The sequence below is a fragment of the Photobacterium sp. 1_MG-2023 genome, assembly GCF_030547945.1.
Lineage (GTDB): Bacteria > Pseudomonadota > Gammaproteobacteria > Enterobacterales > Vibrionaceae > Photobacterium.
On the sequence record NZ_JAUORR010000018.1, the window covers coordinates 66,882 to 92,621 of the forward strand.

Annotated in this window: 23 protein-coding genes; 16 read left to right on the forward strand and 7 right to left on the reverse strand. The window is 51.7% G+C overall.

Going from position 1 to position 25,740, the window contains the following annotated elements; all coding sequences use genetic code 11:
* The first annotated feature begins 135 nt into the window (after positions 1-135).
* Both ispB and Q4579_RS15585 read left to right on the forward strand, forming a co-directional pair.
* On the forward strand, positions 136-1,107 hold the full coding sequence (gene ispB / locus Q4579_RS15580; protein WP_303565475.1) for an octaprenyl diphosphate synthase: 972 nt from the start codon (positions 136-138) through the stop codon (positions 1,105-1,107).
* A gap of 152 nt (positions 1,108-1,259) precedes the next feature.
* Positions 1,260-1,451 carry a hypothetical protein gene (locus Q4579_RS15585; protein ID WP_303565476.1) on the forward strand — a complete coding sequence of 64 codons (192 nt, stop codon included), beginning with the start codon at positions 1,260-1,262 and terminating at the stop codon, positions 1,449-1,451.
* A 113-nt stretch (positions 1,452-1,564) separates the two neighbouring features.
* Here Q4579_RS15585 and mdh read toward each other — a convergent pair whose 3' ends face one another.
* Entirely contained in the window at positions 1,565-2,503 is a 939-nt protein-coding gene (gene mdh / locus Q4579_RS15590) for a malate dehydrogenase (RefSeq protein WP_303565477.1), read from the reverse strand.
* A gap of 412 nt (positions 2,504-2,915) precedes the next feature.
* On the opposite strand from mdh, the gene argR reads away from it, so the two are divergent.
* The 4 genes from argR (at position 2,916) to Q4579_RS15610 (ending at position 7,917) form a co-directional block, all read left to right on the forward strand.
* A complete protein-coding gene (gene argR / locus Q4579_RS15595) occupies positions 2,916-3,386 on the forward strand; it encodes a transcriptional regulator ArgR (RefSeq protein WP_211646985.1) in 471 nt (156 codons plus the stop codon).
* A gap of 285 nt (positions 3,387-3,671) precedes the next feature.
* The gene (locus Q4579_RS15600; protein WP_303565478.1) at positions 3,672-4,640 is read left to right on the forward strand and encodes a TAXI family TRAP transporter solute-binding subunit; all 969 of its coding nucleotides are present in this window, start codon (positions 3,672-3,674) and stop codon (positions 4,638-4,640) included.
* A 161-nt stretch (positions 4,641-4,801) separates the two neighbouring features.
* Positions 4,802-7,405, forward strand: coding sequence for a TRAP transporter permease (locus Q4579_RS15605; RefSeq protein WP_303565480.1), 2,604 nt, complete (start codon positions 4,802-4,804; stop codon positions 7,403-7,405).
* A gap of 71 nt (positions 7,406-7,476) precedes the next feature.
* Positions 7,477-7,917, forward strand: a complete 441-nt coding sequence (locus Q4579_RS15610) for a universal stress protein (RefSeq protein WP_303565481.1) — start codon at positions 7,477-7,479, stop codon at positions 7,915-7,917.
* Between the two features lie 3 nt (positions 7,918-7,920).
* Here the strand turns inward: Q4579_RS15610 and Q4579_RS15615 are convergent, their stop codons facing one another.
* Both Q4579_RS15615 and mpl read right to left on the reverse strand, forming a co-directional pair.
* Positions 7,921-8,538, reverse strand: a complete 618-nt coding sequence (locus tag Q4579_RS15615) for a flavin prenyltransferase UbiX (RefSeq protein ID WP_303565483.1) — start codon at positions 8,536-8,538, stop codon at positions 7,921-7,923.
* Positions 8,528-9,892, reverse strand: coding sequence for a UDP-N-acetylmuramate:L-alanyl-gamma-D-glutamyl-meso-diaminopimelate ligase (gene mpl, locus Q4579_RS15620; RefSeq protein ID WP_303565484.1), 1,365 nt, complete (start codon positions 9,890-9,892; stop codon positions 8,528-8,530). The genes Q4579_RS15615 and mpl overlap by 11 nt, the downstream gene beginning before the upstream one ends.
* A gap of 194 nt (positions 9,893-10,086) precedes the next feature.
* On the opposite strand from mpl, the gene fbp reads away from it, so the two are divergent.
* Positions 10,087-11,103 carry a class 1 fructose-bisphosphatase gene (gene fbp / locus Q4579_RS15625; protein ID WP_211646979.1) on the forward strand — a complete coding sequence of 339 codons (1,017 nt, stop codon included), beginning with the start codon at positions 10,087-10,089 and terminating at the stop codon, positions 11,101-11,103.
* Positions 11,104-11,251: 148 nt separating this feature from the next.
* Positions 11,252-11,782 carry an inorganic diphosphatase gene (ppa, locus tag Q4579_RS15630; RefSeq protein ID WP_211646978.1) on the forward strand — a complete coding sequence of 177 codons (531 nt, stop codon included), beginning with the start codon at positions 11,252-11,254 and terminating at the stop codon, positions 11,780-11,782.
* Between the two features lie 220 nt (positions 11,783-12,002).
* Here the strand turns inward: ppa and Q4579_RS15635 are convergent, their stop codons facing one another.
* The 3 genes from Q4579_RS15635 to Q4579_RS15645 are packed head-to-tail and all read right to left on the reverse strand — an operon-like array spanning position 12,003 to position 17,893.
* Positions 12,003-12,389 (reverse strand): gamma-glutamylcyclotransferase, encoded by a 387-nt coding sequence (locus tag Q4579_RS15635; RefSeq protein ID WP_303565486.1) that lies wholly within the window; start codon positions 12,387-12,389, stop codon positions 12,003-12,005.
* A gap of 15 nt (positions 12,390-12,404) precedes the next feature.
* A complete protein-coding gene (locus Q4579_RS15640; protein WP_303565488.1) occupies positions 12,405-16,178 on the reverse strand; it encodes a translocation/assembly module TamB domain-containing protein in 3,774 nt (1,257 codons plus the stop codon).
* Positions 16,175-17,893 carry an autotransporter assembly complex family protein gene (locus Q4579_RS15645; RefSeq protein ID WP_303565508.1) on the reverse strand — a complete coding sequence of 573 codons (1,719 nt, stop codon included), beginning with the start codon at positions 17,891-17,893 and terminating at the stop codon, positions 16,175-16,177. The genes Q4579_RS15640 and Q4579_RS15645 overlap by 4 nt, the downstream gene beginning before the upstream one ends.
* 215 nt (positions 17,894-18,108) lie before the next feature.
* On the opposite strand from Q4579_RS15645, the gene msrA reads away from it, so the two are divergent.
* Positions 18,109-18,738 carry a peptide-methionine (S)-S-oxide reductase MsrA gene (msrA, locus tag Q4579_RS15650; protein WP_303565490.1) on the forward strand — a complete coding sequence of 210 codons (630 nt, stop codon included), beginning with the start codon at positions 18,109-18,111 and terminating at the stop codon, positions 18,736-18,738.
* Between the two features lie 58 nt (positions 18,739-18,796).
* On the opposite strand, the gene Q4579_RS15655 is transcribed toward msrA, so the two are convergent.
* Entirely contained in the window at positions 18,797-19,012 is a 216-nt protein-coding gene (locus Q4579_RS15655) for a DUF1107 domain-containing protein (protein WP_211646975.1), read from the reverse strand.
* 308 nt (positions 19,013-19,320) lie between these two features.
* Here Q4579_RS15655 and Q4579_RS15660 point away from each other — a divergent pair, with 308 nt between their 5' ends.
* The 7 genes from Q4579_RS15660 to Q4579_RS15690 all read left to right on the forward strand — a co-directional run bounded on the left by Q4579_RS15660 (position 19,321) and on the right by Q4579_RS15690 (position 24,601).
* Positions 19,321-19,875, forward strand: coding sequence for a YtfJ family protein (locus Q4579_RS15660; RefSeq protein ID WP_303565510.1), 555 nt, complete (start codon positions 19,321-19,323; stop codon positions 19,873-19,875).
* A gap of 73 nt (positions 19,876-19,948) precedes the next feature.
* Positions 19,949-20,245 (forward strand): hypothetical protein, encoded by a 297-nt coding sequence (locus Q4579_RS15665; protein WP_303565493.1) that lies wholly within the window; start codon positions 19,949-19,951, stop codon positions 20,243-20,245.
* A 44-nt stretch (positions 20,246-20,289) separates the two neighbouring features.
* Entirely contained in the window at positions 20,290-20,958 is a 669-nt protein-coding gene (locus Q4579_RS15670; protein WP_303565494.1) for a DUF2796 domain-containing protein, read from the forward strand.
* 51 nt (positions 20,959-21,009) lie between these two features.
* On the forward strand, positions 21,010-21,699 hold the full coding sequence (locus tag Q4579_RS15675) for an ABC transporter ATP-binding protein (protein ID WP_303565496.1): 690 nt from the start codon (positions 21,010-21,012) through the stop codon (positions 21,697-21,699).
* Positions 21,696-22,955, forward strand: coding sequence for an ABC transporter permease (locus Q4579_RS15680; protein ID WP_303565498.1), 1,260 nt, complete (start codon positions 21,696-21,698; stop codon positions 22,953-22,955). The genes Q4579_RS15675 and Q4579_RS15680 overlap by 4 nt, the downstream gene beginning before the upstream one ends.
* A gap of 6 nt (positions 22,956-22,961) precedes the next feature.
* Positions 22,962-23,453 (forward strand): DUF3299 domain-containing protein, encoded by a 492-nt coding sequence (locus Q4579_RS15685; RefSeq protein ID WP_303565500.1) that lies wholly within the window; start codon positions 22,962-22,964, stop codon positions 23,451-23,453.
* A 254-nt stretch (positions 23,454-23,707) separates the two neighbouring features.
* Positions 23,708-24,601, forward strand: coding sequence for a TIGR03899 family protein (locus Q4579_RS15690; protein ID WP_303565501.1), 894 nt, complete (start codon positions 23,708-23,710; stop codon positions 24,599-24,601).
* The last annotated feature ends 1,139 nt before the right edge of the window (positions 24,602-25,740 follow it).

Sequence of the window (25,740 nt, forward strand, 5' to 3'; positions counted from 1 at the left end):
AAAACCTGCTCAGCAGAAAAAGTCATTCAATTTGCATGACTGGAGGTTAGGAAGCTGAGAAGGTTTTAGTGTAGTATGCCTGCATCTTTCTATTTTGATTGCGCCGATACGGCTTACAATTTTGCTGGATGTATCATGGATTTCAAAACTATCCAAGCACTCACCGCCGATGATATGGCGGCGGTTGACGCAAAGATTCAGGCACAACTGACCTCAGAAGTCGCCCTGATCAACCAACTGGGATTTTATATCGTCAGCAGCGGTGGTAAACGCCTGCGTCCTATTCTCGCGATTCTGGCCGCCCGGGCACTTGGCTACCAAGGCGAAAAACACATCACGGCAGCGGCGTTTATTGAGTTCATTCATACCGCCACCTTGCTCCATGACGATGTGGTGGACGAATCAGACATGCGCCGCGGGAAAGCCACCGCCAATGCCGCTTTCGGAAATGCCGCCAGTGTGCTGGTTGGTGATTATATCTATACCCGCTCTTTCCAGATGATGACCAGCCTGAGATCCTTGCGGATCCTCGACATTATGAGCGAGGCGACCAATGTGATCGCAGAAGGTGAAGTCCAGCAACTGATGAACTGTAACGATCCGGACACCACCGAAGCCAGTTACATGCAGGTCATCTATTCCAAAACTGCACGTTTGTTCGAAGCCGCCACTCAGGTCGCGGCGATCCTGTCGGATGCATCCGAATCTGTCGAGCTGGCACTGCAGGAATACGGCCGGTATCTGGGTACAGCTTTCCAGCTGATTGACGATGTGCTGGATTACAGTGCAGACGGCGAAGAAATGGGCAAAAACGTTGGGGATGATCTGGCGGAAGGGAAACCGACCCTGCCTCTCTTGCACGCCATGCAACACGGAAATGCGGTTCAGGCTGCAATGATCCGTGAAGCCATTGAGCGAGGCAACGGTCTGGACAAACTGCAACCGATTCTCGCCTGTATGGAAGAGCACGGCTCTCTGGCCTACACTCAGCAACGTGCTGAGGAAGAAGCAGAAAAAGCCATTGCAGCCCTTTCTGTGCTGCCTGAGAGCGACTACAAAGCCGCATTGATTGCGCTGGCGCACCTGTCGGTGAACCGCACCAAGTAATTCCTTTTTGTCATGCCCCTTTTTTGCGGCCTGATGTTCTTCAGGCCGCGACTTGCTTCCACACTCATTTCTGCTTCCGCGCGCGATATTTTTGCCTGCACTATAGTTATCAGAGCAGGGAAACCCGTTTATCTTCTTTGTCGGAGGTCAGCATGCAAACCAAAGATGTGAAACAGGGCATGTGGGTTGAATACCCGCAAGGGATCGCAGAAGTGATCGAAGTCGATCCGGATCATGATACCGCCCTGATTGAAAACCTGAAGGATCACAAACGGATCCATATTCAGTGCAGTGAATTAAAAGACGAGCCGCAATTGCATGGCGGCTGTAACGATTATTACTGAGACCAACCGGATGAATTCCGGAGCCTGAAACAAACAAAGCGGCCTGAGGCCGCTTTGTTGATCGATACCGGTTGATCGATACCGGTTGATCAACCGGATCATGCAAGACAGTTTTACTTCGCAGCGAAGGTTTCGCCCAGCTCGATGTCGCCTTTCAGCGTTGTCAGCATGCTGTCCAGTGCTTCTTGCTCAAACGCACTCAGTGAGCCGTAATCCAGCACTTCTTCCGCACCGTTCTTACCCAGACGTACCGGCTGTGCAAAGAAACGGGCATGTTTGCCGTTACCTTCAACGTAGGCACACTCAATCACATTCTGCTCGCCCTGCAGAGCACGAACCAGTGACAGACCAAAACGGCAAGCCGCCTGACCCATAGACAGGGTTGCAGAACCGCCGCCCGCTTTCGCTTCAACCACTTCGGTGCCCGCGTTCTGAATTCGTGGCGTCAGCGCTTTCACTTCATCTTCTGTGAACGTCACGCCTTCAACCTGCGACAGCAGCGGCAGAATCGTCACGCCAGAGTGGCCGCCGATAACCGGCACCTTCACTTCACGCGGGTTCAGACCTTTCAGTTCAGCCACGAAAGTTTCAGAACGGATGATATCCAGTGTGGTCACACCGAACAGTTTGTTCTTGTCGTAAACACCTGCTTTCTTCAGGACGTCAGCGGCAATGGCAACAGTGGTGTTTACCGGGTTGGTGATGATGCCGATACACGCTTTCGGACAAACAACGGCAATTTTCTCGGCCAGAGATTTCACAATACCGGCATTGACGTTAAACAGATCGGCACGATCCATACCTGGCTTACGCGCCACGCCTGCAGAAATCAGCACCACATCGGCACCTTCCAGTGCTGGTGTTGGATCTTCACCGGCATAACCTTTGATTGAAACTGGCGTTGGGATGTGGCTCAGATCAGCCGCAACACCTGGGGTCACAGGGGCAATATCATAAAGTGCCAGGTCAGAGCCGGCAGGCAGTTCATTTTTCAGCAGCAGAGCCAGAGCCTGGCCGATACCGCCAGCCGCACCAATAACAGCAACTTTCATTTTCGTTCTCCTTTACGATAGATATGAGGGGCTCTTGATCTTTCGTCATCCCAAAAGCGCAAAGCCCCCAGGGTTCAACAGACAGACCCTTCGCACTGACATCAGGTGTAGGCCCAATGTTGTCACCCTGAATCGGATATTTTTCATTTTCTCGGGCACCAAGACGGTATAGGAAGCCCCGAAAAAAAACAATCATACCCCCTCAGCTTTGCGATGTTACGCAGGCAGGCATCACATTTTCCTTTCAACACATTCAGTAAACTTCATGCAAAAAAAGTGATTTACTCAATAATTATGCAATCGACTAAACTCATAACAGTAACTTAGTCCCAACTTTGAATGAACACTGTTTGCTACTGACTAAGAGGTTGTGACAAAATATGGCCCCTCTCCCTGTACATGAAATTTACTTATGCGTAGCTCTGATAAACAAGAACGCTTGATAAAAGCCTTCAAAGCCATACTCAAGGAAGAAAAATTCAGCTCTCAAGGCGAGATCGTTGACGCCCTGAAAGCGCAGGGTTTCGATAATATTAACCAATCGAAAGTGTCACGGATGCTGACAAAATTTGGCGCTGTGCGGACCCGCAACGCCAAAATGGAAATGGTTTACTGCCTGCCCGTTGAACTGGGGGTACCGACAATCAGCAGCCCGCTGAAGGAGCTGGTGATGGAGGTTGGCTATAACCATGCCATGGTGGTGATCCACACCGGACCAGGTGCGGCGCAGGTCATTGCCCGTCTGCTGGATTCATTGGGCCGCGCTGAAGGCATTTTGGGTGTGGTTGCTGGTGATGATACGATTTTTATCACCCCGACCCTGAACACCACTTCAGAAGAGCTGTTCGATTCGGTCTGCTCGCTGTTTGATTACAGCAAGTAACCCTGAGTCTGCACGCTGCCCTCTCTGAACCATAGAGAGGGCAAACATTCATTCCCTGCTCATTTTCCCCGTTCTGCCCGCGCCGGATTTCAAACAAGAGTGGATATTTATGCTCTTCTGAACCTGTCTGATGTCGCAATCTCATTACTTTTTGACAAAAAGGCATTTACAAAGTTTTAAACTCCTCCAAAACGTTTGCTATTATCTCTTTGATTTGTTTAAAGCATTGCGAGCCGGATTGCCGCTCACAGCTGATAAGAATGAACACAACAGGAAGGGATCACAATGGCATTTTCAAAACTGCTGAAAGTCAGCGCATTATCTGCGACCGTCATGGCGTCCGGATTGGCGCACGCAGAAGAATTCATCACCATTGGTACAGGCTCAGTCACCGGGGTGTATTACCCGACAGGCGGCGCAATCTGTAAGCTCGTGAACAACGAGCGTAAAACCAACGGCATTCGCTGTTCCGTCGAATCAACCGGTGGCTCAGTCTACAACGTGAACACCATGCGTGCCGGGGAACTGGATTTCGGTGTGGTGCAATCCGACTGGCAATATCACGGCTACAACGGCACCAGCGAATTTAAAGAAATGGGTCCTTATAAAGAGATGCGCGCTGTTTTCTCGCTGCATACAGAACCCTTTAACATCATCGCCCGCACCGATGCAGGCATTAACAATCTCGACGACCTGAAAGGCAAACGCGTGAACATCGGTAACCCGGGTTCAGGCGACCGCGCGACCATGGAAGTCGTGATGAATGCGATGGGCTGGAACAAAGATGACTTTAAACTGGCTGCAGAACTGAAAGGTTCTGAGCGTTCTCAGGCGCTGTGTGATAACAAGATCGACGCCTTTGTTTACGTGGTTGGTCACCCGAACGGATCCATCAAAGAAGCTACCACTTCATGTGACGCTAAACTGGTTCCTGCGACAGGTGCTGCCATCGATAAATTAGTTGCAGACAACCCTTACTACGCGAAATCGACCGTACCGGGTGGCATGTACCGCGGTACAGATAACGACGTCAACAGCTTTGGTGTTGCTGCGACACTGGTATCTTCAACCAAAGTCTCTGACGATGCTGTGTATGCTGTCGTGAAAGCCGTGTTCGAAAACTTCCACGTCTTTACGCGTCTGCACCCAAGCTTCGCGAACCTGAAAAAAGAAGACATGGTGAAAGCCGGTATTTCGATTCCACTGCATCCGGGTGCAGAGAAATACTACAAAGAAGTCGGCCTGATCAAATAAGCCTCTTTGTGCTGATTTCAGTCAAGTGCACCGTTTTTACGGTGCACTTTTTGTCTGACGAAGCACAAAAACGAACACACCTTTAGACTAACCCTGTCTAGAATTCATAATAAGCCTCAATGATATAACTCCGGATCGCTCCTGATCATATAGGAAGTAGCATGACAAAAACCGACCATAACGATGTCCAGGACATGGTGGCACAGGCGGATACCGGCGCTCGCAATCCCGACGGTTTACAAGGCAGAATCCTGTGGACTGTTGCTTTGTGCTGGTCCTTATTCCAGCTGTGGTACGCCTCACCGCTGCCTTTTATTTTTGACATCGGTATCTTTAACGATACTGAAGCACGCTCCATTCACCTGGCATTTGCCATCTTTCTTGCCTTCACGGCATTTCCGGCACTGAAACATTCACCCCGAGACAAAATTCCACTCCAGGATTGGGTGATCGCTTTGCTGGCCAGCTTCTCGGCTGCGTACATCTTTTTATTCTATGAGGCCTTATCTGGCCGAGCCGGGGCACCAACCACCATGGATGTGGTGGTTGCGGTGACCGGGATGATTCTGCTGCTCGAAGCGACAAGACGTGCACTGGGTCCGCCGCTGATGGTGGTGGCCTCCGTATTCCTGCTCTACACCTTCGCCGGCCCACACATGCCGGATGTCATCGCACATAAAGGTGCCAGTCTGAACAAAGCCATGTCGCATCTGTGGCTCACCACAGAAGGGGTCTTCGGCGTCGCCTTGGGGGTCTCCACTGCGTTCGTATTCCTGTTTGTACTCTTCGGTGCCATGCTGGAACGGGCCGGGGCCGGAGCTTACTTTATTAAAGTGGCATTCTCCCTGCTGGGCCATATGCGTGGCGGCCCCGCCAAAGCGGCGGTCGTCGCATCGGGTTTATCTGGCCTGGTGTCGGGATCGTCCATCGCCAACGTAGTGACGACGGGCACATTCACAATTCCGCTGATGAAACGTGTCGGTTTCCCGGGCTATAAAGCCGGGGCCGTCGAAGTGGCAGCATCCACAAACGGACAACTCACACCGCCGATCATGGGGGCTGCGGCTTTCCTGATGGTGGAGTACGTCGGGGTCTCGTATGTCGAGGTCATCAAAGCCGCCATCTTACCGGCACTGATTTCCTATATTGCGCTGCTGTATATTGTACATCTGGAAGCCTGCAAGGCGGGCATGACGGGCTTGCCAAGACATTACCAGCCAACACTGGCGCAGAAACTGCTTTCTTTCACCGGCACCATTGTCGGGCTTATTGTTCTCAGTGCCATTGTGTATTACGGCATTGGCTGGACAAAGGATGTCTTTGGCGCTGCGGCCACACCGATCATTGCAGTGGCGATCCTGATCGCCTATGTCGCCCTGATCCGGATTGCAGCCAATTATCAGGATCATTTACTAGAGGATCCGGATCAGGAACTGACCGAAGTGCCGGATCCCGGCCCGACAGTCAAATCCGGATTATATTTCCTGCTGCCCATCGTGGTGCTGGTCTGGTGTCTGACTGTAGAACGTTTTTCTCCGGGCCTGTCTGCATTCTGGGCTACGATGTTCATGATTTTTATTCTGCTGACCCAGCGACCGCTGCTGGCGCTGTTCACTAAAGAGCAGACATTGGCAGAAGCTGGAAAACAAGGCTGGCATGATCTGCTGGAAAGTCTGGTCACTGGTGGACGCAACATGATCGGCATTGGGGTGGCGACTGCTGCTGCCGGGATCATCGTTGGTGTGGTCACACTCACCGGGATCGGCCTGGTCATGACGGATTTTGTCGAGTTCATCTCCGGCGGGAACATCATGCTGATGTTGCTGTTCACCGCAGTCATCAGTCTGATCCTGGGCATGGGCCTGCCCACGACAGCCAACTACATCGTCGTTTCCACCCTGATGGCACCGGTTATTGTCACTCTGGGTGCAGAAAACGGCCTGATCATTCCGTTGCTGGCAGTGCATCTGTTCGTGTTCTATTTCGGGATTCTGGCAGACGATACACCGCCGGTTGGTCTGGCGGCCTTTGCTGCAGCTGCGATTGCGAAAAGTGACCCGATCCGTACCGGTATTCAGGGCTTCACTTATGACATTCGCACGGCAATCCTACCTTTCATGTTCATCTTCAATACCCAGTTACTGCTGATGGATATTGATACCTGGTGGCACCTGCTTCTGACGGTGGCCTCCGCCGTGATCGCAATGCTGACGTTCTCGTCTGCAACTCAAGGATGGTGGTTCACCAAAGTGAAATGGTGGGAAGCCATCCTGCTGCTGTTGATCACCTTCTCGCTGTTCCGGCCGGGATTCTGGTGGGATATGGTTTACCCGCCGAAGCATGAAATGCCAGGCACTCTGATTGTGGATGCCGCCGATAAACTGGCTGTGGGTGAGCCACTTGAAGTCCAGGCAACCGGCATGGATCTGCTGGGTGATGAAGTCACCAAGCATGTGCTGCTGCCCTTTGATGCGGCTGCCGTCGATCCCAATGAGAAGATCGCGTCCACTGGCCTGATGCTGAAACAGGATGGCGATAAAATGATCGTGGAGCTGGTCGAATTCGGCAGTCCTGCGGAGCAAGCCGGGATCGATTTTGGCTGGGAGATTGTGACGGTCAGCCTGCCAGCAGCCCGCCCGATGAAAGAGTGGGTCTTCGTGCCGACACTGGCCTTACTGGCATTGCTGGGCTGGAATCAACGCCGCAAAGCCAATCTGGATTCGCAACGCAAAGTTGACCCCCCGCAAAACGCCAATCAGGGCTAAACTTGAGTCAGAATATGCATGCTCACCCACAGGCAGCAACGCCTGTGGGTTTCTGACAAGGTAAAACGCCTATGTATCAACACATTCTAGTACCCGTCGATCTCAATGAGAATGGATTTTGTGATCAAGCGGTCGCGCTGGCCGTCTGGCATGCACAGCGTTCCGGTGGGATCATTCATTTACTGAACGTGCTGCCCGGTATCCACATGGCCATGGTCTCCAGTTATTTTCCCAAAGATGCAGCCCGGAAAATGATGCAGGATACCCAGCTGAAACTGAGGGAGTTTGCTACAACCCATATTCCTGAGGGGGTTCAGCATGTCGAGACTGTTTCGGAAGGGAAACCCTGGAGCACAATTGTTGATCATGCCCGTCAGGTCAAAGCAGATTTGATCATTATGCCCAGCCACCAGCGCACCAAAGTCGATAAGCTGATGCTGGGATCGGTTGCCGCAAAAGTCGTGGAAAATGCACCGGGTCAGATCCTGGTCCTGAAACCGCCCGGCTGCTAACGCTTAGTTGCGGTGGTCGTACCCCCAGCGAGGCACCAGTCCCTGTTCGACTCCCAGATGATCCAGGATCCGCGCCACCATGAAATCAACCAGATCGTCAATGGAGGTCGGCTGGTGATAAAAACCAGGCGCCGCTGGCATGATGGTCGCTCCCAGATTCGACAGCTTGAGCATATTTTCAAGGTGCAATGACGAAAACGGCGTTTCGCGAACCACCATCAGCAATTGTCCGCGTTCTTTCAGCACCACGTCAGCAGCCCGTTCCAGCAGGTTGTCGGACATGCCGTGTGCAACGGATGCCAGTGTCCCGGCAGAGCACGGACAGACCACCATCTTCTTTGGCGCAGCAGAACCGGATGCCACCGGAGAGAACCAGTCTTCCTTACCGCAAACCACCAGCTGATCGCCGTGATAGTTCAGGTGCTCCGCCAGTGCGGCTTGTGCCGCTTCCGGCCCAGCCGGTAACTTCAGACCATGCTCAGTTGCCAGCACCACTCTTGCCGCAGAAGAAATCAGCAGATAGACCTGATAATCCGCCGCCAGCAAGCATTCCAGCAAGCGTAGGCCATAAGGTGCGCCGGATGCGCCGGTCCATGCCAGCGTGATGCGTTTATCCTGCATTTGCTTCTCCCAGTGCGGTCAGCAGTTTGTCGTGAATCCCGCCAAATCCGCCGTTACTCATCACCAGAATGTTATCTCCGGGACGCGTCTGAGCAACAATACGCTGGACCAGTGCATCCAAATCGGCTTCACACACTGCCGGTTGCACGCACAAATCAGCGATCTCCTGAACCGACCAGGGAATGGTGTCCGGCTGGAACAGGAAGACTTCATCCGCAGCCGCCAGAGCCGGGGCCAGATCCGCTTTATGAACCCCCAGCTTCATCGTGTTCGAGCGCGGCTCCAGCACCGCCAGAATGCGCGAATCACCAACTTTGGCGCGCAATCCGCCCAGTGTCAGTTGCACGGCGGTCGGGTGATGGGCGAAATCATCGTAAACCGTCACGCCGCCCTGCTCACCTTTGTACTCTAAACGCCGTTTGGTATTGACGAAACGGGCCAGTGCTTCACAGGCCAGATCCGGAGTCACGCCCACATGCCGGGCGGCGGCTATCGCCATCAGGGCATTACTGACATTATGATCGCCCACCAAATCCCAGCGGACGGTTCCGGCAACCCTGCCTTCAAATAGCACCTCAAATTCACTGCCGTCTGCGGTGGCTTTGCGTGCCTGCCAGTGGCCATCTTCACCACTGTATTCCAGCTCACTCCAGCACCCCATGGCCAGCGTCTCATCAATCGCAGGCACGCCTTTCGGTGTCAGAATCTTGCCTTCTCCCGGCACAGTCCGGACTAAATGATGGAACTGACGCTGTATCGCGGCCAGATCCGAAAAAATATCTGCGTGATCGAACTCCAGATTGTTCATAATCAGCGTTCGTGGTCGATAATGAACAAACTTAGAACGTTTATCGAAAAAAGCACTATCGTATTCGTCCGCTTCCACGACGAAAAAGCAACTTTCCCCTAACCGTGCGGAAATTCCGAAGTTTCCGAGCACGCCACCCACTAAAAATCCAGGCTGATAACCGCAGTCTTCCAGAATCCATGCCAGCATACTGGCCGTCGTGGTCTTACCATGCGTACCGGCCACCGCCAGCACCCAACGGTCGTGTAACAAAAATTCCTGCAACCACTGCGGCCCGGAGGTATAACGCAGATTTTTATTCAGGACATATTCGACACAAGGGTTACCGCGGCTCATGGCGTTCCCAATCACCACCAGATCGGGCGCAGGATCCAGTTGGCTCGGGTCATAACCCTGAATAATTTCAATCCCTTGCGATTCAAGCATGGTGCTCATCGGCGGATAAACGTTGGCATCACTACCGGTCACTTTATGGCCAAGCTGCTTCGCCAGCATGGCGGCTCCACCCATAAAAGTGCCGCAGATTCCGAGAATATGGATATGCATAACTGTCGGCTCACAAACAAAAAATAGGTTACGACCACGCTTCAGTGTTACTTCGTTACCATAAAAAAGATCTTTATATACAATTGCAGTCAAACAATAACTGGCCAATGGCCGAGGGTACAGTTCAATTGTCCGAAAAGAGGCATTGTACCTAACATTTCTACCCCCATGACAACACGATGCAAGGATTGTATATGTCCGATATTAGAACCCTTGGCGAGTTCATTGTCGAGAATCAGCACGACTTCCCCCATGCCAGCGGTGAACTGTCTTCCCTGTTGGGTTCCATTAAACTGGCGGCCAAAATCGTCAACCGTGAAATCAATAAAGCAGGTCTGGTTGATATTACCGGCGACGTCGGCAGCGAAAACGTTCAGGGTGAAGCCCAGAAAAAACTGGACGTCTATGCCAATGATAAGTTCAAAGCAGCACTGGAAGCCCGAGGCCAGGTCTGTGGTGTCGCAAGTGAAGAAGAAGATGAACTGGTTGTCTTCAACAAAGAACTGAACCGTGAAGCGAAGTACGTTGTTTTAATGGACCCACTGGATGGTTCTTCGAACATTGACGTAAACGTTTCCGTCGGCACGATCTTCTCCATTTACCGTCGCGTTTCCCCTGTGGGCGGCCCGGCGACCATGGAAGATTTCCTGCAGCCGGGTGACATGCAGGTGGCTGCCGGTTACATCATTTATGGTTCTTCAACCATGCTGGTGTACACCACGGGCCGCGGCGTGCATGGCTTTACCTATGACCCGTCTCTGGGTGTGTTCTGCCTGTCTCACGAAAATATGACCATCCCTGAAGACGGCCGTATTTACTCGATCAACGAAGGCAACTATATCCGTTTCCCTCAGGGTGTGAAAAAGTACATCAAGTACTGCCAGGAAAATGTGCCGGAAGATGACCGTCCGTATACTTCACGGTATATCGGCTCACTGGTGGCAGATTTCCACCGTAACCTGCTGAAAGGCGGTATTTATCTGTACCCAAGCACAGCCACACATCCAAACGGTAAGCTGCGCCTGCTGTATGAATGCAACCCAATGGCCTTCCTGATTGAACAGGCGGGCGGTGAAGCCTCAGACGGTGTAAACCGTATTATGGCGCTGAAACCGACCGAACTGCACCAGCGCGTGCCTTTCTTTGTCGGTTCCACCAAAATGGTTCGCAAAGTGGAAAGCTTCCTGAAAGAATTTCCGGACGCTGAATAACCTTTCCAATGCCCGGCTTTCTGCCGGGCATTTCATCTCGTTCTCGCCTCTCCATCTGGACAGTCTGTGTCTTTGAAGCTGTTTTTTTTACAGCGACTCGTTATAATTCCCGGCGACAAAATCATCTGAAACAATGAAGGAATCTATCATGAGCCTGAACAACGTCCCTGCAGGTAAAGAACTGCCAGAAGACATCTACGTTGTCATCGAGATCCCTGCGAACGCGGATCCAATCAAATACGAAGTTGATAAAGACTCTGGCGCACTGTTTGTAGACCGTTTCATGTCTGCACCAATGTTCTACCCATGCAACTACGGTTACGTAAACAACACCCTGTCTCTGGACGGTGACCCGGTTGACGTTCTGGTTCCGACCCCTTACCCGCTGCAGCCAGGTTCAGTGATTCGCTGCCGCCCTGTTGGCGTGCTGAAAATGACTGACGAATCTGGTGAAGATGCAAAAGTTGTTGCTGTTCCGCACAGCAAACTGAGCAAAGAATATGATCACATCAAAGATGTGAACGATCTGCCTGAGCTGCTGAAATCTCAGATCACACACTTCTTCGAGCGTTACAAAGAGCTGGAATCCGGTAAGTGGGTGAAAGTTGACGGTTGGGCAGACGTTGAAGCTGCGAAAGCTGAAATTCTGGAATCTTTCAAACGCGCTCAGGAAAAATAATACCTATCAAAGTAAGTCAGTGATCAGAAATAGCGTCGGAAAAATGTTTGAGAACAAGGCGGATTTTTTAGATAAGTAGTTATTCTACAATTAAAAAATCTAACGCAGTTATCGGGCATTTGAACAAGCTAGGATGACCAATGATTTACTGCGATTGGTATAATCCTGCTTCGTGAATGAAGACCCCTAAAAAACGCTCCCGAGGGAGCGTTTTTGTTTCTCAGCGACAGTGACCAGAAGGTGCTGGCGCACGGTCTCGCCAGCGTACCCAGTCTCCCTCCGGGATCCGTAGTGCCTGTCCCAATGGCTGCAGGTACAGATAAATCCAGGCTTCTCCATATGGGGTCATCACCTGCTCCCGGCAATATTCCTCTCCAAGCCCTTCCAAAATGTCCAGTGCCCGGAATGTCTCAGCTTCCACGGCAAAGACTTCACCCAACACACTGGTCTCAGTTGCCACTTGCCTGAGAGCCGCCGGATAGGGGCCCAGATCATAGATCGCAAACCCAGGCAAACGGCACGCCCCGCGAAAGATCGCCCCCTTCATCCAGTGATGATTCGACTGATCGCGCCGCAAACTGCCATATACAAAAACCAGTGTGTGCACCTGAGCAACTTCCTCTTAGTTAAATTCGAACTGGTAGAGTAAATCCACGGCACTATCGAGGCCGGACACCGCTTCCAGATACAGATCCTTCATCAGTTTATAGCGAATCGTAAACTCACCGATTGGGTTAAAGATACCCACGCCATATTTCACCTGCAACCCGGGATAGACATATCCACTGATGGTGACCTGAGAATCATCCCCGGCACCGGCGGTATCCAACGTCAGATCCTGCACGCCGAAGGCTTCCCCGACACTCCCCACCATCTGGCTGCTGCGCGCAAGTCCCATACTGATCAGCGCCGTCGTCATCGCACCGCCGCCTTCAGGCGACTCACTGTCCAGATCCCGGCCGCGCAGTACATAGGACAGGGCATTTTGCTGTGGCATCGCCGGACTTGAGAAAATATCCACCCGAGGCTCGTCCGCTGGTCCCGTCACCCGGATCCCGGCAGTCACATCATCTTCAATATTGTTCGGATTCCGAATCGCTTCCACAGACAGATAAGGCTGATCCGCCGGACCATTAAAGGTAATTTCCCCTTTCCGGATCACCAGTTCCTGACCGAAAGCACGGTAGGTGCCGTCATCAACCCGGATTTCCCCGTAAACCAGCGGCGCTTTATCTTTCTGGTTCACCTTCAGATTCCCCGACAGTCCGGCATCCAGACCGAAAGCCGACAGGCGGACATCAGGACCAATCCGGACCATGACATCAGTTTTGATGGCAAATGGCACTTTCGCTTCGGTTTCAATCGGTTTGAGATCATCCGTCAGCAGAATTTCATCATCAGACACCTGTACTGCCGACTCAGGTAAACGATCCACCGTGATTCGCCCCCACGGAATCGCGACGGTCCCGGTGATTTCAGCCTGTTGCGGTGCTGCACTGATTTGCAGATCCGGGGAGACTTTCATCGCGAGCATCGGAGGAACGTTCACCTCAAGTTCTCGTCCGTTCACCCGCAAATTCGTGCTCCAGTTCGCCAGGTCAGCCCAATTTGCATCCCCTTGCAGGAGCAATTGTCCGTCTGGTGTATCCAGTTCGCCTCGTAACTGAGCCGTGTACCCGCTAAAGTTCGCCACAATTTCTCCCCGCTCCAGATCCAGAGGCACTTTACGCCCAATGGCTTTGAGCTGAGAGACTTTCAATATCCCCTGCACCCGAGGCTGCATCACCGGTCCGGAGAGCGTCAGATTCGTATCCACCTGACCGGCAAAGGTGTCATAATCCGCCACCAGCGGCTGCAGGAAATCCAGCCGGAAAGCATCCAGTTTTACATTGGCATTGATTTGCTGCTCACCACTCAGCTGAGAAATCCGGGCCTGACCCGATAAATCGCCATTGTCTGTCACGGCCACCAGCCAGTCGGCATTGAGCATATCATTGCGCATCTCCGCATTCAGTGTGATCTGATCCCACCCCAGCGTCATCGCGGGTGTATCTGCCGCATCCTGCTGCTTCACACTGCCCGAAGGTAAACGAATCTGCGCTTGAAGCACTGGCGGCTGATTCGGTGACCAGCCCGCATTCACGGTGGCATTTAACTCCCCATCCAGTTTCAGCTCCGGCGGCAGAAAAGGCTGCAGGATCGAAAAACCAAACTGATTGATCGCCAGCGCCGCCTGCCCACTCGCGCCGGCATCGAGCGGCTGGCTGAGACAAACCGCTGCATCCTGCTGCCGCCAGCAATGAGCTGCAACCGAAACGCTTTGCTTACTGAAGCTGTAAGCAATGGCTGTTGGCTGATTGATTCGCCACGGCCCGATCGGTGTTTCCAGCTCGCCTTGCTGCAAGATCCCCTGCCAGCCTTGTGCTCTGTCGAGACTGCCGCGGACCGTCAGTGCTGTACTGACCGGCTCCCCATTCAGGTTCAGGCGAAGGGCGTGGCTGGCCTCCGTCCCCTGAAAAGTCAGATCCAGCTTTTTCAGCGTTGCTGCATCCTGATACTTACCTTCTTCGGCAATCAGTCGGATGTCTGCATTCAGCGCAGGCAGCGGCGTGATCTGCCCTTTCAGGCTCAGACTTTTGAGCTGTGCCAGATCCGCCCAACCTAACGCCTGCCCGGTCAGATTCACTGCTACGGTCGGCTCGGCCATTTTGCCGCTCAGCTTCAGATCACCATTCACCCGGCCACGCAGTCCAGGCACAGACTGGGCCAGATTCGGCGCTTTGATGATGGCAGACAGATCCCAGGTTTCTTTCAGGCTGCCGTTCGCTGTCAGCGAATTCGGACCATGTGACAAGGATAGCCCCTGCGTGACCAGCGTCAGCGCCCCCTGACCCGTGCGATCCTCGGCATCCACCTGGCCTGTCAGGTTAAACGGCTGGCCAATCACTTCACCATCAATATTCAGCTCTGGCACCTGCACAGACCATCCCCCCTGCGATGTCAGGCCGCCGGTCGTGCGAACCCGGCCACTGAGCCGCCCTTCCGCTTCCGGCCACTGCAAACCCGGCTGAATATCAGTCAGATTTAATTCTCCCTGCCAGTTCACTAATTTGGCCCAGTCGGCTTTTGCATTGCCCGAGATCTGACCGCCAAGGGTATTGAGTGTGAATACATCCAGGCTGACATCCGTCAGGGAGCCTTTCCCTTTCAGGTTTGCATCCACTGCTGGCATCGGCTCACCATCGGCTTTCGTGCGCGCCTCGAAGCTGAAGCCGTCTAAACTGCCTTTTGCGTTGATGGCCGTTGATTTGGCGACAAAGTCCGGTTTATCCGTCAGCGGCCACTGTAAGTGTTCACTAACTAACTTGAAATCGAAAGGTAAATCCGGGTCGAGCGGGGACAGTTTGCCCTGAAGTGCCGCATCCAGACGCCCGGTCAAAGCCAGATCCAGCCCCAGATGTGCCAGTGTTCCCTTGGCATCCAGCGCCAGGTGATGGCCCTGAACAGGCGCCATCGCGATGTCAGACTTCGCCTTCAGAGTGAGCGGGTACTCACCTTTCAGCGTTACCTCACCTGATGCATCCAGACTGGCTTGAGGAACATCCAGCCACAAACGGGTCAGTGTCACCTGACTGTCCTGCGCTTCGGCCACCAGCTCCAGCTGGTTCACCTGTTGCGGTGTTTTACCTTCCAGCAGAAAATCTTTGACAGTAAAACGCTCTACCGTCACTTTCAGTGGCAGCACCACTTCCGGGAGCACGATGGCTTCACGTTTGTTCTCCGTATAAGCCTCTGCAACATCTTCGGCCTGTTCCTGCGTCTGCTCCTGAATCTCCTGTTCTGCCGGAGGGGCCAGATTCAGCACAATCTCTTCCCAGTCGGTGGGCTTGAGTGTGAGATGACTGCCGGTCATGGTTGCTGCAGAGCTGAAGCGTTTCCAGCGCACCTGATTGCCCAAAATATTAAGATCAATATCATTGAGCGTCAGCCGGTCCAGACTGACAGGTATGGGCAGAGCAATTTCTGTCAGCGGCTCGGAGGGCGTTTCTTCCTCTTCTGATGGCGGCGGGAGCTCTGCCATGGTGAATTTCAGACCATTCAGACTCAGTTCCCGGATACATAAAGCCGGCACGGGTAAGCAATCGTCATTGATATTCAGGGTCACCGCCTCTGAACTCAGCGACATCAGATCATCTTTGTACCGGACACCGCTGAGTGTGAAGCCTTTCAATAATGCGCCGGAGCTGTCTTTTACCGACAACGCAGGCACAAACTTTTGCGCTCCCCATAACACAATCTGAACCCCTGCATGCGAGTAAAGGAATGCCCACAACAACAGTGTCAGTAGCAGCAGCAAAGTCAGCAAGCCCACGGCCAGTCTTTTCAGCCAAATCATAATTCAGGCCCCAGAACAAAGTGGAGTTGGAAACGATCGTCCGGTTTGTCGAGCCCCCAGGCGAAATCCAGCCGGATCGGCCCGACAGGGGATGCCCAACGAATCCCGACGCCTGAACCCGCCTGCCAGTCCGGGGTATCGTTCCAGGAAGAGCCGTAATCGTAGAACACAGCCCCCCACCAGTTCCCGGTCAGCCGATACTGGTACTCCAGACTGGACGCAAGCATATACTCGCCCCCCACCTGCTGGCCTTCGCTGTCACGTGGCGAGATCGACTCATAGCTGTATCCACGCAGGCTGTTGTCCCCACCGATGAAAAAACGCATGGAGGGAGGAATATCTTCCAGTCGTTCAGCCCAGACCGCCCCGGCATCCAGACGGGCCAGACCGCGATGATTCTCGCCATAGGAGCGAATCCAGGCACTACGCCCGCGCAATTTCGCCAGCCGGGTATCTGATCCCAGCGCAGGATCGGAGTATTCCAGTTTCAGCAACTGCTTATCGCCCCAGGTTGGCCAGCTGCCGCCCCGCAATCGGGTCCGGTCTACGCCAATCCCCGGAATCACCATAAAAGTAGAACCTTCTTCAAAGGCCCCCTGGCTGTAGTCTTCATAAAGTAAACGAACCGAGGCGACACCATCCCAGGCATCATCCAGATTCCAGTGCCGCTCCACCCCGAAATGGTACTCGGTACTGGTGGTGCTGTGATTATCCACATACCGGATAGCGCCCAGGATCTGATAATAATCTTCCAGAACATTCTCAAGCGGGATCTTATAGATGGCTTCGACTTTGGGTTGAACCGTTGAAATTTCTGTCCGGACATCCAGGCTATGACCTGCACTGTTAATCCAGGGTTTGCGCCAGTTGAATTTCAGACGCAGGCCGACATCGGTCGAGTAGCCGATACCGGTTTCAATTTTATTTTTCACTTCAGGCCTGAGATTGACGCGAATAGGAACAATTTCATCCTGCAGATCATCCACATCACCGCCGACAAAGATTGAGGAGAACCAACCCACCTGCGATAAACGCTGGTTATACTCGCCCACTTCAGACACCAAATAGTAATCCCCTTCTTCAAAAGGAGAGAGTGAACGAACTTTACGGTCAATAATCTGGCTGCCCTGAATATCAATCTCACCGTATTTGTAACGTTTTCCGGAATCAAACGCGATCTCAATGAACGCCTCATTCCGGCCCGGAGCCACCTCCAGGCGACTGACTTTCATCTCGGCATCAAAGTAGCCTTTTCGCAGTGCCAGGCTTTCCAGCGACGACTTAAAAGCATCATACTTCCCATGATTCAGGGTCCGGCCGAGCTCTAAGTCGCTGTCGCGCTTCAGCACAAAGAAATCCAGATCGTCTTCAGCAGCGCCCGTAATCCGGATATCGCTGCGGGCAATTTTTGTCTTCGGACCGGCGTCGACATTCACGGTCAATGTACTGTCATCGCCGTCTTCTTCGACACTATAGGTAAATACAGGCTGATATCGCCCCAGCGCTTTCAGCGCGGTGCGCATTTCCGTTTCCAGCTGATTTCTGAACCGCAGCGAAGTGCTGTAATCACTTTTTGGAATGGCAGCAACGTAGATGTTGACGTTTTTCTTCAAACTGCCACTCAATCCGTTGATTTGAATGTCCATCTCAGCCCAAACGGGCACTGGTACCACAAAAACAGCAACTGTCCAGAAACAGCGCCGAAACAATTTCATCATTCTTTTATGTTCTTCACTGATTGAGTCTTATTAGATAGCGCGCATACTTTATTCTGACAACTGCCGGGCAAACTGCCAACCTTTTGACCGCAAAAGAAGATCTTTTCAAAAAGCCGGTCTGTTATTGATATACAGGCTGTATCTCTATTGATTGTCAGCCGTGAATCCTCTACTTTTTGCCTTATTCGACGAGACATTAGGAAAACTGCACCATGGATAAACAGCAGATGATCACTGCAGAGTCGGCTTTACCGGGTCGTTCTGCGCAATTCATTCCATCCGAACCGCATGCCATTTTCGGCCAGCCACTGAACGCTCCGGTGCCGGCTGGTATGGAAGAAGTCATTCTGGGAATGGGATGTTTCTGGGGCGCCGAGCGTCTCCTCTGGCGTCAGCCCGGTGTCATCAATACCGCCGTCGGTTACAGTGGTGGATTTACACCGAATCCGACATACCAGGAAGTGTGTTCCGGTCAAACCGGCCACACTGAAGTTGTACGGGTTGTCTTCGACCCTGCTCAGATCTCTGTGGAACAATTGCTTGCCCAATTTTGGGAAAATCATGATCCAACACAGGGCATGCGACAAGGGAATGACATCGGAACGCAATACCGTTCAGTCATCTATACCACCAGCGATGCACAGCAGGGACTGGCAGAAAACAGCAAAGAAAGGTATCAGTCTGCAATGCGTGCCGATCAGCGTACCGCTGTGATTACGACAGACATTCAACCCGCTCCGGCATTCTATTTTGCTGAAGATTATCACCAGCAGTATCTGGAAAAAAATCCTCAGGGATATTGCGGCTTAGGGGGCACTGGCGTGTGTCTGCCGCCACAGTAGACCACCCAATCGCGCCAGCATGATTCCTATGCTGGCGCCTTTTCTGATGGTAGCCCTGTTAAAAGCTGTAACTGGCCGCCGTCATCAGTTGGATTTCTTTATTGACCTCAGATAAGACATTCAGTGCCTTGATATCCTGTGTCACTGGCGGCAGCAATCGCCCGCCATCAAATTCAAATGCGCCGATACCCACGATGAACAAGCGGCCACGGAAGTAGTTCTTCACATAACGTGCAATCTGGTTCGGACGATATTGTTTAAAGATTTTCAGCATAATATCCCTCAACTCACTGAACCTCTGACCCTTAGTAGACAGGAAAGTTGCTTTCTCGTTGTCAATAATATGCAAAAGGCTTGCCATCATTATTTTGCTTCAACTTGTGCAAGCGCTTCCTTAACAACGCCCAACTGTAGGACAAAAAAGTTCAGGTTGCGTATCCAATTTTCAAGAAATCACAAATCCTTCATCAGACCGGGGAAAACAGTGATTCACTTCAAGGTTAATGAACTGGTTCTACCAGTGAATAAAAACTCAACTATGATAAGTCAGCACAACCCTCAAGAAGGAAAAAACGAATGAACATGAAGTCATCTTTGATTGCACTCTGTACCCTTTTACCCGCCATGGCTTTTCAGACCAGCGCCCATAACCTGACCCTTGGACAACCGCTGCCGAGCACCAGCGTGTCCGATAAAGGTGAGTTGATCCTGCAAGGAGACAATATCGTGTATCAGACCTGGCAAAGCAGCCAGCTGACCGGTAAGGTCCGCGTGATCCAGGCCATTGCCGGACGCAGTTCAGCCAAAGAGCTCAATGCATCCTTGATTGAAGCGATCAAAGCGGCCAACTTGCCTCAGGATCAGTACCAGACCACCACCATCATTAACCAGGATGATGCCATCTGGGGCACGGGGGGCTTTGTGAAATCCTCTGCAGAAGACAGCAAAAAAGAATTTGCCTGGTCTTCCATCGTGCTTGATGCCAAAGGACAAGTACGTTCTCGCTGGGAACTGAAAGAAGAAAGCTCTGCAATCATCGTGCTGGATCAGTCCGGCAAAGTGGTTTTTGTCAAAGACGGGCAACTGAATCAGAGCGAAATCCAGCAAGCCATGTCAAAAATTCAGGCTCTGCTTTAATCAATCGGGCTTCCCGGAAAGGATGTAATGATATATCATTACATCCTTTATTTTTCTGAGGCAGGGATTGAAGGTGCGTAACCCGCTCAACCAGAGATGGCAAACAAGGCTTCTGACCTTGGTCTTCAGCCTGTTCATTCTGGCATCCCCCCTTCAGGTGCTTCACACACTCGATGCACTGACTCAGCCGCACCATGCAGAGCAAGACTGTCCCTGCCATCATATTGTTTCCGGCGATGTACCTCCGGCCCGATTGAACCTGCCATTATTCAACACAGCTTCCATCGAAGTATTTCACGTTGTTCAACGGTTTTCCGACTGGCTCATCGCACGTTCGGCTGCCCGGGATCCACCCGAGTTCTCCCTATAATCACCCTCTATTTCTTCACATTTTTATTTTTTTGGGAGTTACACATGCCAACTCAACATTTCCGCGCTGCCACCTGGCTGCTGGTTTCTGCTGCAACCTGCGCCGCCCCGGCCTGGGCCTATACCCAACATGAAGCACACGTTCATGGACAAGTTGAACTGAATATGGCGCAGGATGGCGACGATCTGCTCCTTGAGATCACCGCACCCGCTGCAGATGTTATCGGATTTGAGCATCCACCAGAGACAGATGCAGAACAAAAAGTGCTGAAAGATGCCATTCTGAAACTAAATCACCCTGCAAATCTGCTCATTCTGAATACCGCAGCGGGCTGTCAGCTCCATGAACACCAGGTTTCACATACTCTTTCAGAACACACTGAAAACCATGAGCATGAAGCGCACAGCGATCATGATGAACACGATCATGATCATCACGCGCATGAGCACCATGACCATGACGACCACGATCATGATAAGCACGCGCATGAGCACCATGACCATGACGACCACGATCAACATGAGCATGCTGAACACGGCGAATTCAGTCTCCAGTACACCTATCACTGCGATAACATCGACAAGCTCAACACACTAACGCTGAAATGGTTCTCTCATTTCCCGGCTACAGAGAAAATTCAATTACAAGCCATCACTGACAAAGGCCAGCAAGCAGCAACGCTGACTGCCAGTCAGGCAGAATTTCGTTTCTAAGCCAGAATCTGCACACACAAGGGAGCTCGGCTCCCTTTTTTGGGGAGCACCATGACAATCATGCAACTCGATCAGGTCCGTTTTCGCTGGCCGGATCAGTCCGATGACCTCATCAGCATCACATCATTCTCCTTGTCTCAGGGCGAAAAGGTCTTCCTGCAAGGACCAAGCGGCAGTGGAAAATCGACCTTACTCAGTCTGATGGCTGGTATTCACCAGCCCATACAAGGGGATATCCGGCTGTTAGGTGAATCATTCAGCTCTTTATCTGCATCTCAACGGGATCGACGCCGGGCCGACCACATTGGCTATATCTTTCAGCAGTTCAATCTGCTGCCTTACCTTTCCGTGATAGACAATGTACTGCTGCCCTGCCACTTTTCACCGCTCCGAAAGCAGAAAACAACCGCTCCCGAACAAGAAGCAAAGCGGCTTCTCAAGTCACTACAGTTGCCCGATTCCTGCCTGTCCCGTCAGGTGACTCAGCTCAGTATCGGGCAGCAACAGCGAGTCGCAGCCGCACGGGCTCTGATTGGCCGTCCGGCTTTACTGATCGCGGATGAACCCACCTCTGCGCTGGATCACGACAATCGTAATCATTTTATCCATTTGCTGATGGACGAATGTGAACAGGCCGGAGCCAGCCTGCTTTTCGTCAGTCATGATCCAACCCTGACTCAAGGATTTGATCGCATTCTGAACCTTCAAGAACTCAACCACAGGCAGGGAGAGGATGGATGAAAGCTTTGATTATGCTCGCCTGGCAAAGCCTGCGGAACAGAAAAACCACAGCCATCCTGACAGTGCTGACCATCGCGATTTCAACAACGTTGCTGCTGGGCGTTGAAAAAGTACGGACGCAAGCCAAAGCCAGTTTCGCACACACGATTTCCGGAACCGATCTCATCGTGGGTGCCCGCTCTGGTCAGGTCAATCTGCTGCTGTACTCCGTTTTTCGCATCGGCAATGCCACCAATAACATTGATTGGCAGAGTTTCCAGGCCTTAAAGGCACACAAATCGGTTCAATGGGCGATCCCAATCTCTCTCGGAGATTCACACCGTGGGTTTCGGGTCATTGGCACCAATGAAGATTACTTCCGGCATTACCAGTATGGTCAAAAGCAGCATCTGGCCTTCAAACAAGGAAAAAGCTTTCAGTCCCTGTTCGAAACAGTGATCGGTGCAGAAGTCGCCCGAAAGCTCGGGTATCAACTTGGCGATCAAATCATTATTGCTCATGGCATCAGTGATAAGCGCTTCACCCGCCACGATAATCTGCCCTTTACCATCACAGGTATTCTGGCCCCAACGGGTACCCCAGTGGATCGCAGTGTTCATGTCTCCTTAGCGGCCATTGAAGCCATTCATGTGGGCTGGGAATCCGGTGCCAATCTAGGACACACCCCAGATGCGACGCACCTGAGTCAGCAAACCTTTGCGCCCAAACAGATCACCGCCGCACTGCTGGGTTTGAATTCAAAAATTCAGACCTTTGCCTTACAGCGTTACATCAACACCTATCCTGATGAGCCATTAAGCGCCATCATGCCCGGAGTCGCTCTGCATGAACTATGGGGTATGATGTCTGTGGCAGAACAGGCACTGATGGTCGTCTCAGTGTTTGTTGTGATTGCCGGCTTGCTGGGCATGTTATCCAGCCTATTGACCAGCCTGAATGAAAGGCGCAGAGAAATGGCAATTTTGCGCGCAACTGGCGCGCGCCCGGGGTGGATCGCAGGTCTTCTCTTTGTTGAAACCACTGCACTCACTCTGGCAGGCATTCTGGTGGGGATGCTCACACTTTATGGTGGCCTATTTCTGAGTCACAATTGGCTGTTGGATACATTTGGGCTCTATCTGCCAGTTCAGGCCCCCAGTGCTTATGAATGGATGCTGATGGGGATGATTTTAATTGCCGGGATGTTCACCAGTCTGATCCCGGCACTACGTGCGTACAGGCTATCTCTCGCCGATGGTATGACGATTCGAATTTAAGGAAAAATGATGAAGATTATTCTCATTCTGCTGTGTTGCTGGCTGCCCTTCGTAGCCAGCGCAAAAGAAACACTAACGCTGGACTGGATTGATCTGATCCCGGAAAAAGAGCGCCAGCAATACAATCAACAAGGGATGCCTTTCATGAATCATGAAGGCAATCAGGTCGCTTTGCAAAAGCGCATAGGATCGATTCGTCCAGAGCTGGACGGCAGTGAAGTGAAAATACCCGGCTTCGTCATTCCTTTAGAAGGAGATGAAAACACAATCACCGAGTTTTTGCTGGTTCCTTACTTCGGGGCTTGTATTCATGTACCGCCACCGCCACCCAATCAGATTGTTTACGTGAAGTTTCCGAAAGGCGCTCCTGTACAGCAACTCTGGGATGTTGTCTATGTTGTTGGAAAATTGAAGGTGCAGACAGTTGAGCATGATTTGGCCGAAACAGGCTACATGCTTCTGGGTACAGAAATTGAAGAATACGACGATGCAGGCTAACTAAAGTAATGACTGGCTTACTTTACACATGGGACGCAAGGTAAGCCAGAATCACCACATAACCAAGCAGCAACAAAATATCTGTAATACGCTTTGTAAACTTTTTCGTCATCAACCCCTCCTTGATAGCACAGCTTCATCACACCGGGCGATTAACAAATTTAACCATTAATTAACAGAAAAGTCACGCCTCTTGCTAAAGATTCCAATCGAATGTAAAAACGATAGGTATCGTAGCTTGGAGTGATATTCAAATGGGCACTGAAAGTCAGGTCAATCCACAACCTGTAGAGGTCGTGTCGGCCACTGAAAAAAAGAGCAGCACTAAAAACACGGTCAAAAGCAGCCGTTTTCGCATTCAGTCTCTCGCTCGTCACCATGCCGTTGGTGCCCAGATCGATGACGATCATGACAAAACGCTTCAGGAACGAACCGAAAACCGACAGCAAAAACAACTGCAACGCCAGCAGCAAAATCTGGAACGCATCTTTAAACTAGGGTACGAGAGTTGCCTAGATGAAACTGCCGGGGAACCGGATCCAGACTGGATGCATCACTTCATTGCCATCACACAAGATATATACAGCCCTCCCATGCAAAAACTCTGGAGCCGTATTCTGCGCCAGGAAGTCATTTCTCCGGGCTCCATCTCTTTAAAGGCCATGACCACGCTCAAGCAAATGACCCAGCGAGATGCACAGCTTTTTCGCCGTGCCTGTATGCTGAGTTGCCATTTCGGGCAAGATAACAGTAAAAAGCTACTCACTGGGGTTAAATTCAAAACTGGCCTATTTCGCCAGCTAAAACAGCCTTCTATCGACAAGCTCAACCTTGGCTACTTCAGTCTTCCGTACTCACATCTGTTAGAGTTGATGGAATTAGGATTGATCCTGAATACTGAATTGGAGTCCGGCCAGCTTCAACGGGACCTGGCACTTCACTTCTATTATCAGGGCAGTCAATACCAGCTGCAGCCAACCAAGTACGGTCTCAGCCTGCTTTATTATCGCCTTTCCCCTGTCGGCCAGGAAATCGCGCAACTGCTCGGCAACCAACGCCATGACGAATACAAAACCAGCTTGATTGAGTTACTCAATAAACATTTCATTGTCACTCATGACAGCGCTGATGCCGATTACATTGTATAGAACACAGGTTCACGTCAGTCGGTCTCTTTCCGAGATTCGGATACTTCAAAAGTCAGGAGAAATGAACCACTTCTGACTTCAATCGTTTTCTGCTGGGGAGCTAGCAATAGAAAAGCAAAGATTGGTGGCATGTTGTCCCCCGAACTCTGTAAATTCACTTCTTATCTGGGTAATCACATGAAGGAACCAACATGAACGGCCTAGCCTGCTTCCTCCTAACATCTGAGCATTTTGAAACCTCTGATCGTTCCCCTACATCACAACCATCAACGACTCAATAAGCCACGAAGCAAGCTCAATCTTCGAATATCTATCTTCAGGCGTCTGGTAGTCTTCAACTCGGTAGGCTGTATCAAGAGCGGAGGAAAGCACCTGAGCAGCCACTCTGCGGTCCTTTTTCAACGCTTACATGGACCTTTCGGCGGATATACCCAGTCCAGTATTTCTCAGATACAGCAAGCAGTTGAAGTAATATTCAACAAGATATCGATGAGCCGTATGCCAGCCCACGGCTACAATGCGCAGTACTTTTCAGAAGTCCTGATATGAAAAAAGCCCCAATCTTTCGACGGGGACGCCTAGTCTGAGGCTTCTAAGAAGTGGCGGACGGCTGAGGTCGCACACGATCGGGACTCGAACCCGCGCCCCCTTGCGTGACAGGCCGGTATTCTAACCAACTGAACTACCGCTCCGAAACTGGTTCTTTTCAATGTGTTCGTCGTTATTCTGCATTCTTCACTCAGTCACATACTTGATGTGCTCCTTCGTTGATCTTTTGAATGCCTCGTTCACATCGAAAATTCCTGCATTTCCCAGGAAAATAACGTTTCAACAAAGTCTTACGTTTCACTGCTTTGTTTCGGTCATCTTGCGTGATGCGATGCAGATATCGAACTGAGACGCGCAGCGTACTGGAGTACGTGAGCATCGCAAGACACGCCTTCGTTCAATGCGCAGGCGGCTTTGTCAGCCTTGATTCTTCCTGCGCTACCAAGTGGGTAGCTCTTTTCAGAAATTCTGATATGAAAAAAGCCCCAGTCTTTCGACTGGGGCTTCTAAGAAGTGGCGGAGCGGACGGGACTCGAACCCGCGACCCCCGGCGTGACAGGCCGGTATTCTAACCAACTGAACTACCGCTC